This window comes from Pseudomonas sp. GZJR-8 (genome assembly GCF_002916705.1).
Classification (GTDB): Bacteria; Pseudomonadota; Gammaproteobacteria; order Pseudomonadales; family Pseudomonadaceae; genus Aquipseudomonas; species Aquipseudomonas synxantha_A.
Genome location: NZ_JXSI01000002.1, coordinates 16,196 through 29,943, shown reverse-complemented (window position 1 = coordinate 29,943; position 13,748 = coordinate 16,196). Strand labels below are relative to the sequence as shown.

At 59.0% G+C, this 13,748-nt stretch carries 13 protein-coding genes and 1 tRNA gene; 4 read left to right on the top strand and 10 right to left on the bottom strand.

Annotated features, from left to right (window positions below):
* Positions 1–28 precede the first annotated feature (28 nt).
* Both TK42_RS03475 and TK42_RS03470 read right to left on the bottom strand, forming a co-directional pair.
* Positions 29–232, bottom strand: coding sequence for a hypothetical protein (locus TK42_RS03475; RefSeq protein ID WP_103733608.1), 204 nt, complete (start codon positions 230–232; stop codon positions 29–31).
* A 179-nt stretch (positions 233–411) separates the two neighbouring features.
* Positions 412–501, bottom strand: a tRNA-Ser gene (locus tag TK42_RS03470).
* A gap of 321 nt (positions 502–822) precedes the next feature.
* On the opposite strand from TK42_RS03470, the gene TK42_RS03465 reads away from it, so the two are divergent.
* From TK42_RS03465 to TK42_RS03455, 3 genes are all read left to right on the top strand, one after another.
* Positions 823–1,515, top strand: coding sequence for a crotonase/enoyl-CoA hydratase family protein (locus TK42_RS03465; RefSeq protein WP_032879897.1), 693 nt, complete (start codon positions 823–825; stop codon positions 1,513–1,515).
* Positions 1,516–1,727: 212 nt separating this feature from the next.
* Positions 1,728–2,471, top strand: a complete 744-nt coding sequence (locus TK42_RS03460; RefSeq protein ID WP_103733607.1) for a 1-acylglycerol-3-phosphate O-acyltransferase — start codon at positions 1,728–1,730, stop codon at positions 2,469–2,471.
* Positions 2,472–2,627: 156 nt separating this feature from the next.
* Positions 2,628–3,599, top strand: a complete 972-nt coding sequence (locus TK42_RS03455; protein ID WP_032879893.1) for a magnesium and cobalt transport protein CorA — start codon at positions 2,628–2,630, stop codon at positions 3,597–3,599.
* Here the strand turns inward: TK42_RS03455 and TK42_RS03450 are convergent.
* From TK42_RS03450 to TK42_RS03440, 3 genes are all read right to left on the bottom strand, one after another.
* Positions 3,596–4,321, bottom strand: coding sequence for an amidotransferase (locus tag TK42_RS03450; protein WP_032879891.1), 726 nt, complete (start codon positions 4,319–4,321; stop codon positions 3,596–3,598). The two genes, TK42_RS03455 and TK42_RS03450, sit on opposite strands and share 4 nt — an antisense overlap.
* A gap of 92 nt (positions 4,322–4,413) precedes the next feature.
* On the bottom strand, positions 4,414–6,561 hold the full coding sequence (locus tag TK42_RS03445) for a 3-hydroxyacyl-CoA dehydrogenase NAD-binding domain-containing protein (RefSeq protein ID WP_103733606.1): 2,148 nt from the start codon (positions 6,559–6,561) through the stop codon (positions 4,414–4,416).
* 16 nt (positions 6,562–6,577) lie between these two features.
* On the bottom strand, positions 6,578–7,783 hold the full coding sequence (locus TK42_RS03440) for an acetyl-CoA C-acetyltransferase (protein WP_032879889.1): 1,206 nt from the start codon (positions 7,781–7,783) through the stop codon (positions 6,578–6,580).
* Positions 7,784–8,434: 651 nt separating this feature from the next.
* Between TK42_RS03440 and TK42_RS03435 the strand changes: the two genes are divergently transcribed.
* A complete protein-coding gene (locus TK42_RS03435; protein WP_078822079.1) occupies positions 8,435–9,241 on the top strand; it encodes a cytochrome c in 807 nt (268 codons plus the stop codon).
* A 34-nt stretch (positions 9,242–9,275) separates the two neighbouring features.
* Here the strand turns inward: TK42_RS03435 and TK42_RS03430 are convergent, their stop codons facing one another.
* From TK42_RS03430 to TK42_RS03410, 5 genes are all read right to left on the bottom strand, one after another.
* The gene (locus tag TK42_RS03430) at positions 9,276–10,076 is read right to left on the bottom strand and encodes a transglutaminase family protein (protein WP_005790450.1); all 801 of its coding nucleotides are present in this window, start codon (positions 10,074–10,076) and stop codon (positions 9,276–9,278) included.
* Positions 10,073–11,020 carry an alpha-E domain-containing protein gene (locus tag TK42_RS03425; protein ID WP_005790452.1) on the bottom strand — a complete coding sequence of 316 codons (948 nt, stop codon included), beginning with the start codon at positions 11,018–11,020 and terminating at the stop codon, positions 10,073–10,075. The genes TK42_RS03430 and TK42_RS03425 overlap by 4 nt, the downstream gene beginning before the upstream one ends.
* Before the next feature lie 4 nt (positions 11,021–11,024).
* Positions 11,025–12,434 (bottom strand): circularly permuted type 2 ATP-grasp protein, encoded by a 1,410-nt coding sequence (locus tag TK42_RS03420; protein WP_005790454.1) that lies wholly within the window; start codon positions 12,432–12,434, stop codon positions 11,025–11,027.
* 436 nt (positions 12,435–12,870) lie between these two features.
* Complete coding sequence (locus TK42_RS03415) at positions 12,871–13,212, bottom strand: ribonuclease E inhibitor RraB (RefSeq protein WP_005790456.1); 342 nt, start codon at positions 13,210–13,212, stop codon at positions 12,871–12,873.
* Positions 13,213–13,424: 212 nt separating this feature from the next.
* On the bottom strand, positions 13,425–13,661 hold the full coding sequence (locus TK42_RS03410; protein ID WP_103733851.1) for a hypothetical protein: 237 nt from the start codon (positions 13,659–13,661) through the stop codon (positions 13,425–13,427).
* Positions 13,662–13,748 lie beyond the last annotated feature (87 nt).

Here is a 13,748-nt window from a genome sequence, read left to right as displayed (position 1 = left end):
ATAATCGCAATATAACTAGATTATTCATTTACTCATCGACAGGGCGCAGCACCTTGCCTTGTGCATTGGCTATCGCCTGCTCCATAGCATTCAGCTTTTTCCGGCCAAAAACGTAACGAGCCCCATCTCGATCCCCAACCACGGTTAGTAAGGTCCAGCCTTCAGCCAAACGCTCGTTGGCAGCTTTAGTGGTACCCACAGAAACAACTTCACCTACGTCTTCGAAATCCATACATGCTCCCTGTGATTGCGCCGTGATGGCTCAGCGAGCGTAGCTCATTGGCCATGCCGATGGGACTTCTTTGCCTCCCCAAAAACACCGATCTGTCCCATATGGCCATTTTTCGGACACCAAAAACCACAAACCCCTGACTTTCTCTAGGAAAATCAGGGGTTTGCGGTTTCAAAATATGGCGGTGAAGGAGAGATTCGAACTCTCGATACAATTTCTTGTATACACACTTTCCAGGCGTGCTCCTTAAGCCACTCGGACACTTCACCGTATCTCGTCAAACCAGTTCAGTCTGTCGAGGCGCGCTAATGTAGTCGAAAGCCTTTCTGATGGCAAAGGTTTTTTTCAGAATTTTCATGCGGTTAGACCGTTATGCCATTCCCCGCCCGGCAAGGGGTGATGATTGTGCCATTCTCGGGCACCGGCGGCAGGCGTCTGGGACGGTTGCTGCGCCCTGCTGCGGGCCGTCTACCCTTGGGGATGCAGGAAAAGCCTGACTGGGTAGTCAGTCACGGCGCTTTACCAGCGCGGGCGTGGTGAGTAACGTCTGCGCATCTACCTCTATAACAAACCCTACAAGGAACCGCGTCATGAGTGAGTTGATTGCCTACCACTTCGAAGACGGTATCGCGACCCTGACCCTGAGCAACGGCAAGGTGAATGCCATTTCTCCGGCGGTGGTCAGTGAATTCAATGCTGCGCTGGATCAGGCCGAGAAGGATCGGGCGGTGGTGATCATTACGGGCACGCCGGGGATTTTGTCGGGTGGTTATGATTTGAAGGTGATGACTGCCGGCCCTAAAGAAGCGATCAGCCTGGTGACGTCGGGCTCGACCTTGGCACGGCGCTTGTTGGCGCACCCGTTCCCGGTGATTGTGGCTTGCCCGGGCCATGCGGTAGCCAAAGGCGCGTTCCTGTTGTTGTCGGCCGATTACCGTATCGGCGTCGAAGGCCCGTTCAGCATTGGTTTGAATGAGGTGGCAATCGGCATGACCATGCACCACGCCGGTATCGAGTTGGCGCGGGATCGTCTGCGCAAGTCGGCGTTCCATCGGTCGGTGATCAATGCCGAGATGTTTGACCCGCAAGGCGCCTTGCAAGCGGGCTTCCTCGATAAGGTGGTGGCACCGGAGGAATTGCACGCAGCCGCCCTGGAAGCGGCACGTCAGTTGAAGAAGATCAATATGAATGCCCACAAGCACACCAAGTTGAAAGTGCGCCGCGCACTGCTGGAAGCCCTGGATGATGCGATCATCCAGGATCAGGGCCACAATCTGAGTTAACACCTACATCCGTCTTACCCGAGCCCGACCTAGTGTCGGGCTTTTTCTTACAAATGAATCCGACATATCCGTAGCCGCTCTAGCCGGCCTTTGTGGGCATATGTGGAAACATGCGCTTAAACATCGCCTATCTCCCACCTCTGTAGGGGCAATTGCCGAATACAGTGCACATCCGTACACTGCGCCACCTTTTGTCCCGATGGGCCGCTTCGATGCTTTTTCTGTTACGTATGTTGTTGATGGGCCTGCACTTTATGATCGCAGGGGTATTGGGCGTACTTTTAGGGGTATGCCGGCCATTCAATCCGGACAACAGCCGCCTCTGCGCCCGCCTTTACGCATTGCCAGCCATGTGGATCTTGCGCCTGAAGGTGAAGACGGATGTCGACTCGCTGCGCAACAAGCCCGGCACCTGTGTGGTGATCGCCAACCACCAGTCCAACTACGACCTGTTTGTACTTGGCAATGTAGTGCCGCACCGCACCGTATGCATCGCCAAGAAAAGCTTGAAATGGGTGCCGCTGTTCGGCCAGTTGTTCTGGCTGGCGGGCAATGTGCTGATCGACCGCGGTAATGCGCACAAGGCCCGACGCGCCATGCTCACCACCACCCAGACCTTGCAACACAAGGACACGTCGATCTGGGTGTTCCCGGAAGGTACGCGCAACCTGGGTAAAGGGCTGTTGCCGTTCAAGAAAGGTGCGTTTCATATGGCGATTGCGGCCGGCGTGCCTATCGTGCAGGTGTGTGTCAGCAATTATGTAACGCAGATGCAGCTCAACCGCTGGAACAGCGGGGAAGTGCTGATCCGGTCGTTGCCGCCGATTCCTACCACTGGCATGACGGTAGATGACATCCCTCAATTGATGCTGGACTGTCATGCGCAAATGACCGCATGCATTGAAACAATGGACCGTGAACTTGCAGGAGCGAGCTTGCTCGCGAAAACCGTGTAAGCGACGCGGGTCATCTGATAGCGCTGCGTCATCGTTGATGATCTTCGCGAGCAAGCTCGCTCCACAAGGGAATGGGCAATATCAGTCAGCAACAACGGAACGCCATTCAGGCTAAGCTGCCCAACATCTGTCCTCTTATAAGAAGTGATCAGCACCATGGGTAGAGTTGTTGCGGCGGCCGTCTACAGCGCCGGAAAAAAAGTCTCGGATATCACCCTCGATGAAGGCGCGGCCTGGGCCGCCAAACCCGGACACTTTGTGTGGATCGGCCTGGAAGAGCCCAGCGCCCAGGAGTTGAACAACCTGCAACGCCAGTTCAACCTGCATGAACTGGCCATCGAAGACGCCATGGAAAAGCACAGCCGCCCGAAGCTGGAAACCTTCGGTGACGCGCTGTTTATCGTCACCTACTCACCGGTGCGCGAGAACGGCAAGCTGGAGTTTATCGAAACCCATATCTTTGCCGGCAACGGCTACATCATCACTGCACGCAACGGTCACTCGGCGTCCTACGGTTTTGTGCGCCAACGCTGTGAGGCGCGGCCGCTGTTGCTGGAGCATGGGGAAGACTTCGTACTCTATGCACTGCTGGATTTCGTCACCGAGAACTACCAGCCGGTCAGCGAGGCGATTCACGCCGAAATCGATGAGCTGGAGCGCAATGTGCTGTGCAGTTCACTCAATGAGCGCGATATCCAGCACCTCCACGGCCTGCGTCGTGATGTGCTGCGGCTCAAGCGTCATGTGGCGCCGATGGTGGAAATCAGCCAAGAGTTGCAGAAGCTGAGCTTTCCGTTTATCGACAAGAACATGCGCCCGTATTTCCGCGATGTGCAAATCCACGTTACGCGGCAGATGGAAGACCTCACCACCCTGCGCGACATTGCCAGCCAGACCATCGAGATCGGTGTGTTGCTGGAGGCGTCGCGCCAGAGCGTGGTGCAGCGCAAGTTCGCCGCGTGGGCGGCGATCCTGGCGTTCCCCACGGCGGTGGCGGGGATCTACGGGATGAACTTTCAGAACATGCCCGAACTGCAATGGCATTACGGCTATTTTGCGGTGCTCGGGTTTATTGCTGTGGGCTGTGGCGGTTTGTGGGCCAGCTTCAAGCGTTCAGGCTGGCTTTAGGCCGCGGTATCCGGCTTGTGTGCGACAAAGCGCATCATCCACTCCGCCACGGTTACGCCGTGGTGGTCGCGATCCAGGCTGGCCACGCCGTTGGTGTAGACCTTCTCACCCAGGGTTGTCTGAAGAATCTCCAGCAACTCGCGGGAATAATCATGGATAAATTCCGGATGGCCCTGGAAGCACAGCACCTGATCGCCGATGTGGTAAGCGGCGAACGGGCAGAACTCGCTGGAAGCGATGACCGTGGCATTGTCCGGCAACGTGGTGACTTGATCCTGGTGGCTGATCAATAGCGTCAGCTCCGGCACCTCGGGGCTCATCCATGGCGTCTTGGCATCCAGCTTGTAGGCGTGGGTGCCCATGCCCCAACCCTGGCTGGCACGCTCGGCCTTGCCGCCCAGTAGCAGGGCGAGCAACTGATGGCCAAAGCACACACCCAGCAACTTGTCGCCACGCTCGTACCGTGTGAGCAAATAAGCCTTGAGGGTCTGGATCCAGGGGTCAGTGCCGAACGAGTCGGCCTTGCTGCCGGTGATCAGGTACGCGTCAAACACCTCGTCATCCGGCGGGTATTCGCCCTGCACCACGTTGTAGACGACAAATTCGGCGGCAATCGGTTGCTTGGCGAACAGGCGCTTGAACATCTGCCCGTAACCTTGGTACTGATCGATCAAGCCTGGACGCAGGATATCGGTTTCCAGGATGCAGACGCGTAGCGACATAAAAAATACCTGACACGGCGATGGGAATATTGCACACCCCAGAGCCTGCCTTGAAATACACCCTCAAGGCAAGCTCCCCTCCCACATTTTGCTCAGCCGAACACTTCGCCCTGTGCCGCTTTCTCCAGCAACAACGCCGGTGGCGAGAAGCGCTCCCCATACTCTTCGGCCAAATAACGAGCGCGGGCGACAAAATCGTTCAGCCCGTATTGGTTGATAAACTGCAGCGCGCCGCCACTCCACGCGGCAAAGCCGATGCCGAAGATCGAACCGACGTTGGCGTCAGCCGTGGACATCAACACGCCCTCCTCCACGCAGCGCACGGTTTCGATGGCCTGGATAAACAGCAAGCGGTCGCGCACGTCCTGGGGTGAAATTCGATTGCCGGGCCGTTCGAACCGGTTTTTCAACTCTGGCCACAGGTGCTTCTGACCACCGGCGGGGTAATCGTAAAAACCGCCGCCCGCCGCCTTGCCGGTGCGCTTGTATTCATTCACCAGCAAATCAATCACCGCTGTCGCCGGATGATTCGGCAATGCCTTGCCTTCGGCCTGCAGATCCTTGGCGGTTTGCTGTCGGATATGGCTCATCAGGCTGAGGGACACTTCATCGGACACCGCCAGCGGCCCCACCGGCATCCCGGCCTTGCGCGCTTCGGTCTCGATCATCGGCGCGGCCACGCCTTCGCCGAGCATGGCAATGCCTTCGTTGGTGAAGGTGCCGAAGACCCGCGAGGTGAAGAAGCCACGGCTGTCGTTGACCACAATCGGGGTTTTCTTGATTTGCAGGACGAAATCGAAACCGCGGGCCAGGGTCTCATCGCTGGTGTGGGTGCCTTTGATGATTTCCACCAGGGGCATCTTGTCCACGGGGCTGAAGAAGTGCAGGCCGATAAACCTGGATGGGGCCGGCACCGCCGTGGCCAGGCCGCTGATGGGCAAAGTGGAAGTGTTGGAGGCGATCACCGCATCGGCACCGACCACGCTTTGTGCGGCGGCCGAGACCCTGGCCTTGAGTTCGCGGTCTTCGAACACCGCCTCGATGATCAGGTCACAGCCGGCCAGGTCAGCATCATCCTGCGTAGGGTGAATGCGCGCCAAGGTGGCTTCGCGCTGTTCGGCGGTCAATTGCCCACGGCTGACTTTCTTGTCCAGCAAGGCAGCGCTATGGGCTTTGCCCTTTTCGGCGGCGGCGAGATTGATGTCTTTGAGCACCACCTCGACCCCCGCACAGGCACTGACATAGGCGATGCCCGCACCCATCATCCCGGCGCCGAGCACACCGACCTTACGGGTGACGTGAGGGGCAAAACCCTGTGGGCGTGAGCTGCCGGCATTGATTTCATTAAGCTGAAACCAGAAGGTGCCGATCATGTTTTTCGCCACCTGCCCGGTCACCAGTTCGGTGAAGTAGCGGGTTTCGATCAGGTGTGCGGTGTCGAAATCCACTTGGGCACCTTCAACGGCGGCGCAGAGGATTTTCTCCGGTGCCGGGAAACAGCCATTGGTTTTGCTGCGCAACATCGACGGGGCAATGGCGAGCATCTGCGCGACTTTGGGGTTGGACGGCGTGCCGCCAGGGATCTGATACCCCTTGTTGTCCCAGGGTTGCCTGGCCTCGGGATTGGCGAGAATCCAGGCGCGGGACTTGGCCAGCAGCTCATCGCGATCAGCCGCCAATTGATCAATCAAGCCTGCTTGCAGTGCCTGGGCGGGCCGGACTTTTTTGCCTTCGAGCAAATACGGCAGGGCTTTTTCCAGACCCAGCATCCGCACCATGCGCACCACCCCGCCGCCGCCCGGCAACAGGCCAAGGGTGACTTCGGGCAGGCCCAACTGCACGGACTTGTCGTCCAGCGCGACCCGATGATGGCAGGCCAGGCAAATTTCCCAGCCACCGCCCAAGGCCGCGCCATTGATCGCGGCCACCACCGGCTTGCCGAGGGTTTCCAGGCGGCGTAACTGCGCTTTCAGCACCCGTACGCTGTCATGGAAATCCTTGGCTTGGGCCTTGTCGACCTTGATCAGTTCATTGAGGTCGCCACCGGCAAAAAAGGTCTTCTTGGCCGAGGTGATCACCACCCCGGCAATCTGGTCCTTTTCTGCTTCCAGGCGCGTGACGGTGGCCGCCATCGCTTCGCGGTAGACGGCGTTCATGGTGTTGGCGCTCTGGCCGGGCATGTCCAGGGTCAGTACCACGATCTGGTCCTGGCCTTTTTCGTAACGAATGGCATCGGTCATGACAAATTCCTTGGGCTCAGAGGCGTTCGATGATGGTGGCGATACCCATGCCACCGCCGACACACAGGGTGGCCAGGCCGTAGCGTTGCTGGCGCACCTCCAGCTCGTCGAGCAAGGTGCCGAGAATTGCGCAACCGGTGGCGCCCAACGGGTGGCCCATGGCTATAGAGCCGCCGTTGACGTTGACCCGTGCGGCGTCGATGCCCATGTCTTTGATGAACTTGAGCACCACCGAGGCAAACGCCTCGTTGACTTCGAACAGGTCGATGTCTTCTACCCGCAGGCCGGCCTTGGCCAGCGCCTTGCGGGTGGCGGGTGCGGGGCCGGTGAGCATGATGGTCGGGTCGGTGCTGGTGACTGCCGTGGCGACAATGCGCGCCCGCGGTTGCAGGCCCAACTCGCGCCCCTTGGCCTCGGAGCCGATCAACATCAATGCCGCGCCATCAACGATGCCGGAGCTGTTGCCCGGTGTGTGCACATGGTCAATGCGTTCCACATGGCTGTAGACCCGCAGCGCGGTAGCATCAAAGCCCATCTGGCCCATCATTTCGAAGCTGGGCTTGAGCTTGCCCAAGCCTTCGAGGGTCGAGTCGCCGCGGATAAATTCGTCATGATCCAGCAGCACGATGCCGTTCTGATCCTGCACCGCGATCAACGACTTGTTGAAGGAACCGTCCGCCCGCGCCCTGGCGGCCTTCTGTTGTGACTGCAGGGCAAAGCTGTCCACATCCTGGCGAGTGAACCCTTCCAGCGTGGCAATCAGGTCAGCGCCAATACCTTGAGGGGTGAAGTGGCTGTGCATATTGGTTTGCGGGTCGAGCACCCAGGCGCCGCCATCGCTGCCCATGGGCACGCGGGACATGGATTCGACGCCACCCACCACGACCAGATCTTCGAAGCCGGAACGCACTTTCATTGCCCCCAGGTTGACTGCTTCCAGCCCCGAGGCGCAGAAGCGATTGACCTGGACGCCGGCGACGCTGATGTCCCAGTCCGCCACCAGGGCGGCGGTCTTGGCGATATCGGCGCCCTGGTCGCCCACCGGCGTGACGCAGCCCAGGACGATGTCATCCACTTGGCGGGTGTCGAGGTCGCTGCGTTGTGCCAGCGCCGTGAGCAAGCCGGCCACCAGGTTTACCGGTTTGACGCTGTGCAAGGCACCATCGGCCTTGCCTTTGCCCCGGGGCGTGCGTATCGCATCAAAGATCAAAGCTTGGGTCATGACATCCTCGAACCGCTGTGGGTGTATGCCCCCTACCTTAGGCCCGATTGACACGGTTTCAATGACGGATGCGCTCATTGCTTTTGACCCCCTCGCTCGGACGAACGGTAGGTAGCTACGGGAATTACCTGATTAATCGTTTTAGCTGTCTAGCCCTAGGGCTCGCGCCAAGATGGCAATAAGCCTCATGCCGTTTTTAGCGCAAATGCTGATTAGCTGATATGGAATGGATCTAAGCGAAGAAGATCGGGCGCTCTAAGGTTGAACCTGTAGGACACTGCTGCCGGGTTTTGCTGGAGCAGTTGTAAGAAAAGTGCAATGTCATCTCGCGATACTGAAATAAACCGGCACGCATTTGACGCTCAGGAATAACAACAAATAGGCAGTCAGCCATGTTCAAACATTCGAAAGTACGTCAGGCGGGACTTATTCTGTTCGCCACCACACTGATTCTGATCTTGCCCAATTTAACCAAGGTTATCGGGTGACGACCCAGCACCCGGTCTTCGTGCTCACACAGCACCGGACCAGCAGCGTTTGGCAGCACCTGCCGGGATACTGCGCTTAGCGCTACCGTTGCGGGCGCTGTCTTTTTACCTGTGCGTTTCGGGTATCTTGTGCGCTATCGCCATTTATCGTCGGGCCTGTGCCTTGAAACTGATCCTCGCTTTTTTTACTGCTTTGCTGAGCCTACCCGCTGCGGCTGCGCAATTGACCATTGAGCTGGACCACGCCAGCAAGACCTGGCAGACCGCGCAGTTGCTCAAGCACCCCGAGGCGCAGGACGTACAAATCGTCGACGACGTGTCTTACAAGCGCGACATGACCTATCGCGCGGTGCCCCTGGCGGTACTCCTGCCGGGCCTGAAGCCTGCGAACCACCTGCAAGCCGTTGCCCTTGATGGCTTTGCCGCCGAACTCACCGCCGCGCCCTTGTTGGAAAAAACCGGTGCACGCGCCTGGCTGGCCGTGGAAGACCCGGCCCATCCGTGGCCGGCGCTGGCGCAAGGAAAACCCAGCGCCGGGCCGTTCTACCTGGTGTGGACCAACCCCCAAGCCGGGCATATCAGCCCGGAACAATGGCCCTTCCAGATTTCCACGATCAAGCAATTGCAGACGGTCGCCGAGCGCTTTCCAGCGTTGCTGCCCGACCCGAAGCTGGCGGCGGATGACCCGGTGAACCAAGGCTTTGCGTTATTCCAGAAGAACTGCCTGGCTTGCCATCGCCTCAATGGTGCCGGCGATGCGCAAATGGGGCCGGACCTGAATATTCCCTATAACCCGACCGAGTATTTCGGTGGCGATTTCCTCAAGCGCTACATCCGCGACCCACAAAGCCTGAGGCACTGGCCACAGGCCAAGATGCCGGCATTTGCCGCCAGCGTGTTGCCAGACCACGAACTGGATTTGCTGGTGGGGTATTTGCAGCATATGGCGGGGCGTAAACAGCAACCTTAAGCCTCCCACATCTGGCCTGCTGTGCTCAGGAAGTTTATTGCTGCTGCACGGAAACCAAGGTCGGGGCTACAAATACCTTGGCATGCATCTGCTCATGCCCGCCGCCACGGCGCATACCGCGTACCGGGCAGGCGTCGAGGTAGTCCAGGCCCACGGCGAGCTTCAAATGCCGCTCCGGACGGGCCAGTTGGTTGGTCACGTCAAAGCTGTACCAGGCGCCATCCAGCCAGGCTTCGGCCCAGGCATGGCTGGCCAGGTGCGCGCTGTCTTCGGTGTACAAATACCCCGACACATACCGCGCAGCAATCCCCAGGCTGCGCGCGCAGGCCAGGAACGCATGGGTGTGGTCCTGGCACACGCCCGCCGCGCCCGCGAAGGCTTGGGCGGCGCAGGTATCGACGGCAGTCGCACCTGGCGTGTAGATCATCGCTTGGTTGAGGGCCTGCATCAGGTCGATCAACGCGGTGCGGTCGCGACGCTGATGGCAGTGTTGTTCGGCAAACCGGCGCAAGGCTTCGTCGGGCTCGGTGAGGCGCGTGCTGCGCAGGAACGGAAAGGGCGACTGGCTTTCGTGCTCGGCCTCGCGCAACTCATCAATTTCTACCTGGCCGCGGGCTCCGATGATGATGGCGTCGTGGGGTTCATCCAGGGTCAGCACATGCAGGATGTTGCCGAAGGGGTCTACTTGGGCGCGCACCGGGCGCGGCAGGTCGAGTTGCCAGCTGAGCACGTGCTGGCGCTCACTGTCGTGGGGTGTAAGGCGCAGGTATTGAATGCTGGCACGTACCTGGTCTTCGTAGTGGTAGGTGGTTTCGTGGCTGATGGAGAGTCTCATGCCGCCTCCAGGTAAGAACTGTAGATGGCGTCGCCCAACTGGCGGACCAAGGGGATAAAGTCGGTCAGCCAGGCGTGCAGGCCTTCCTCAAGGATTTCGTCGATGGCGGTGAAGCGCAGGCGCGCATCCATCTCGGCGGCCAGGCGCTGGGCCGGGCGGCCGTTGAGACCGGGCAGGCTGGCGAGGATCTGGTCGATCTCTTCACTGCACGCCCGCAGTGAACGCGGGACATCAGCACGTAACAGCAGCAGCTCGGCAACCTGCCGGGCACCTGGGGCATCACGATAAATTTCGGTGTACGCCTCGAATGACGACAGCGCACGCAGCAATGCGCTCCACTGGTAATACGCGTGAGCGGTGCCATCGCTGACCGCCGCCTGGTCGCCGGCCATTTCATAGCGGGCATCCAGCAGGCGCAGGGTGTTATCGGCGCGCTCGATAAAGGTACCCAGGCGGATAAAGCGGAAGGCATCGTTACGCATGATGGTGCCGTAGGTGGCGCCGCGGAACAGGTGGGAACGCTCCTTGACCCACTCACAAAACCGGCTCATACCGTAGTGGCTCAGCCCTTGCTGGGCGATGTCACGAATGTCCAGCCAGGTGGCGTTGATGTTTTCCCACATGTCGGCGGTAATACGCCCACGCACCGCATGGGCGCTGGCCCGCGCGGCGCCAAGGCAGCTGTAGATGCTGGCCGGGTTGGCCGCATCCAGCGCGAAAAAATGCAGCAGCCGTTCGGCATGAAGTTCGCCATGACGCTCGTGATAATCCTCCAGCGTGCCAGTGATCAACAACGGCATGGCCAGTTCGTGCAGGCCATCGCCGCGCCCATCCTGGGGCATCAGCGACAGCGAATAGCTGACATCCAGCATACGCGCGAGGTTTTCTGCGCGTTCCAGATAGCGAGACATCCAGTACAAATCCGAGGCAGTTCTACTCAGCATGGCATCAGTCCTCGACCACCCAGGTATCTTTGGTGCCGCCGCCCTGGGACGAGTTGACCACCAGCGAACCTTCGCGCAGCGCCACGCGGGTCAGGCCGCCAGGCACCACCCGGGTTTCCTTGCCGGACAACACGAACGGGCGCAGGTCGATATGCCGGGGCGCGATACCGTTTTCGACGAAGGTCGGGCAGGTGGATAAGCACAGGGTCGGCTGTGCGATATAGGCGTGGGGCTTGGCCTTGATACGCGCACGGAACGCTTCGATTTCGGCCGTCGTGGACGCCGGGCCAACCAACATGCCGTAGCCACCGGAGCCCTGGGTTTCCTTGACCACCAGGTCGGGCAGATTAGCCAGTACGTGGGACAGTTCGTCAGGCTTGCGGCATTGAAAAGTCGGAACGTTCTGCAGGATCGGTTCTTCATCCAGATAGAAACGGATCATTTCTGTCACGAACGGATACACCGATTTATCGTCCGCGACCCCGGTGCCGATGGCATTGGCCAGCACCACATTGCCACAGCGATAGGCCGCAAGCAGGCCAGGGACACCGAGCATCGAGTCGGGGTTGAATGCCAAGGGGTCGAGGAAAGCATCGTCGAGGCGGCGGTAGATCACATCGACAGCCTTGGGGCCGTCGGTGGTGCGCATGAACACGCGATCATCACGCACAAACAAATCCGCGCCCTCCACCAGTTCCACACCCATTTCCCGGGCCAGGAAGGCATGCTCAAAGAACGCACTGTTGAAGCGCCCCGGGGTCAGCACCACCACGCTGGGGTTATCCAGAGGGCTGGCGCTTTTGAGGGTATCGAGCAGCAGGTTGGGGTAATGGTCGATGGGCGCGATGCGCTGGGCGGCGAACAACTCGGGGAACAGACGCATCATCATCTTGCGGTCTTCGAGCATGTAGCTGACACCGCTGGGCGTGCGCAGGTTGTCTTCCAGCACGTAGTAGGTGCCATCGCCATCACGTACGAGGTCTACCCCAGAGATGTGGGAATACAGATCGCGGTGCAGATCCAGCCCCTGCATTGCCAACTGGTATTGCTCGTTGGCCAGCACCTGTTCGGCGGGCACGATACCGGCCTTGATGATGCGCTGTTCGTGATACAGGTCGGCGAGGAACATGTTCAACGCCTTGACCCGCTGGATACATCCACGTTCGACGATCCGCCATTCACTGGCGGGAATACTGCGCGGGATGGTGTCGAAGGGGATCAGGCGTTCGGTGCCCTGCTCGTCTCCGTAGAGGGTGAAGGTGATGCCGGCGCGGTGGAACAGCAAATCGGCTTCGCGCCGACGCTGGGCCAGCAGTTCGGCAGGGGTATCGGCGAGCCAGCGGGCGAACTCGCGGTAATGGGCGCGCACCTGCCCTGCCCCATCGTACATTTCATCGTAATAAGTGCGGATCATGCCGTACTCCTTGTCACTGGGACGCAAGAACCTTCGCAAGGCCCGTGCCATCGACATAAACACTTGGTTATCAATGAGTTGAATAAACCAAGCGGCTTCGCCGCACCGTCCTGGTGCGCAGAACGCCCGCTGTGATGTGGGGTGCTTCATTGCAACGCGCGCTTTGACTATCAACAGCATAGTCAGAGTTGATTTCACGGCTCGGCGGACACCGCACATAATCGCTTCCATCAGCTGATCAGGAGATGTCCTACAGCCAACGCTTTTGCGCAATCGGTAATGTGTTACCTGTTGTACTGATTTACTCCTCAAGGTTCCCTTTCCGCCACCCTATCCGGGTGGTTTTTTTTGCGCGCAAGACTGCGATGTGCAGCCCTGCAAACAAAAACGGCCGACCCAAAGGTCAGCCGATACGCTGCGCTGCTCATAACACTTGCTACATGGGTAACCCACGCACCTCCTGCTTGACGCCCCATCCTTCGATGATGCCGCCGAGCGGTTCGACCACCGCTTCAAAGTCTTGCTCAAAGTCTCCTATACCGTCGTAGGTGGCGAACATGACCTTGCTCAGCTCCAGGTACCAGGCGCCGTCATCGCGCGCACTGACCTGGGCATTCAGGGACTCTCCACGAAATCGACCCGCAGCCCTGCGCGCCCGTTCCTCATCCGGGAAAATGGCGTAGAACTCGATGGGGTGAAAACGCGAAAAATCAAAACCGCCTTCTTTCATGCGGCGCAGAACGTTGGTGCTGATGTCTTCTTGATAGGCTGTGCTCATGAAAAGTGCTCCTCAAATGATGGATAGACTTTCCGTGCTTCCCGAAGCTCGCGCCCTGCTGGCGCGAGTACTACGGCAGGAACAACACCGCTGGAAAACAAGCATGTAGCTGACAAGACCAGACCTTAGCGATTCATTCGCTGATCTCGATTGCAGAGTAGCGCGAAGCTATCACCTCCACCAGAGGTGCTTGAAAGGCAGACAGGGAATATTCAGACGGAGGGAGAAATATCGAGAATCTGGATACTGTTCTGGTCTTTAAGAATCTTTACCGTTGGCTCGGGCTTACGGCCCTCGAGATCATTGAGGTCGAGCTCGGCAGCCACTGGCACCAGCTTGTTGCGAATCATATGCGCCGCATCTTCGAGGCTGGGCTTTTGTTCGCAGGTGAACTGCTCCACGGACTTCACACCGTGATCATCAACGAAGGTAATCTGCCACTTTTGCATCGGTGCCTCCTCGATAAAACCCATTGGTGGGCTTACATTTATCTGGACCTTGAGGGCTCGCCAAACGTTCCACTCAAGCCCGGAGGC

Coding starts and splice junctions, on each gene's coding strand:
- TK42_RS03445 (WP_103733606.1), bottom strand. CDS start 6,561: ATGACCGATGCCATTCGTTACGAAAAAGGCCAGGACCAGATCGTGGTA.
- TK42_RS03440 (WP_032879889.1), bottom strand. CDS start 7,783: ATGACCCAAGCTTTGATCTTTGATGCGATACGCACGCCCCGGGGCAAA.
- TK42_RS03450 (WP_032879891.1), bottom strand. CDS start 4,321: ATGTCGCTACGCGTCTGCATCCTGGAAACCGATATCCTGCGTCCAGGC.
- TK42_RS03430 (WP_005790450.1), bottom strand. CDS start 10,076: ATGAGACTCTCCATCAGCCACGAAACCACCTACCACTACGAAGACCAG.
- TK42_RS03425 (WP_005790452.1), bottom strand. CDS start 11,020: ATGCTGAGTAGAACTGCCTCGGATTTGTACTGGATGTCTCGCTATCTG.
- TK42_RS03410 (WP_103733851.1), bottom strand. CDS start 13,661: ATGCAAAAGTGGCAGATTACCTTCGTTGATGATCACGGTGTGAAGTCC.
- TK42_RS03475 (WP_103733608.1), bottom strand. CDS start 232: ATGGATTTCGAAGACGTAGGTGAAGTTGTTTCTGTGGGTACCACTAAA.
- TK42_RS03460 (WP_103733607.1), top strand. CDS start 1,728: ATGCTTTTTCTGTTACGTATGTTGTTGATGGGCCTGCACTTTATGATC.
- TK42_RS03465 (WP_032879897.1), top strand. CDS start 823: ATGAGTGAGTTGATTGCCTACCACTTCGAAGACGGTATCGCGACCCTG.
- TK42_RS03455 (WP_032879893.1), top strand. CDS start 2,628: ATGGGTAGAGTTGTTGCGGCGGCCGTCTACAGCGCCGGAAAAAAAGTC.
- TK42_RS03420 (WP_005790454.1), bottom strand. CDS start 12,434: ATGATCCGCACTTATTACGATGAAATGTACGATGGGGCAGGGCAGGTG.
- TK42_RS03415 (WP_005790456.1), bottom strand. CDS start 13,212: ATGAGCACAGCCTATCAAGAAGACATCAGCACCAACGTTCTGCGCCGC.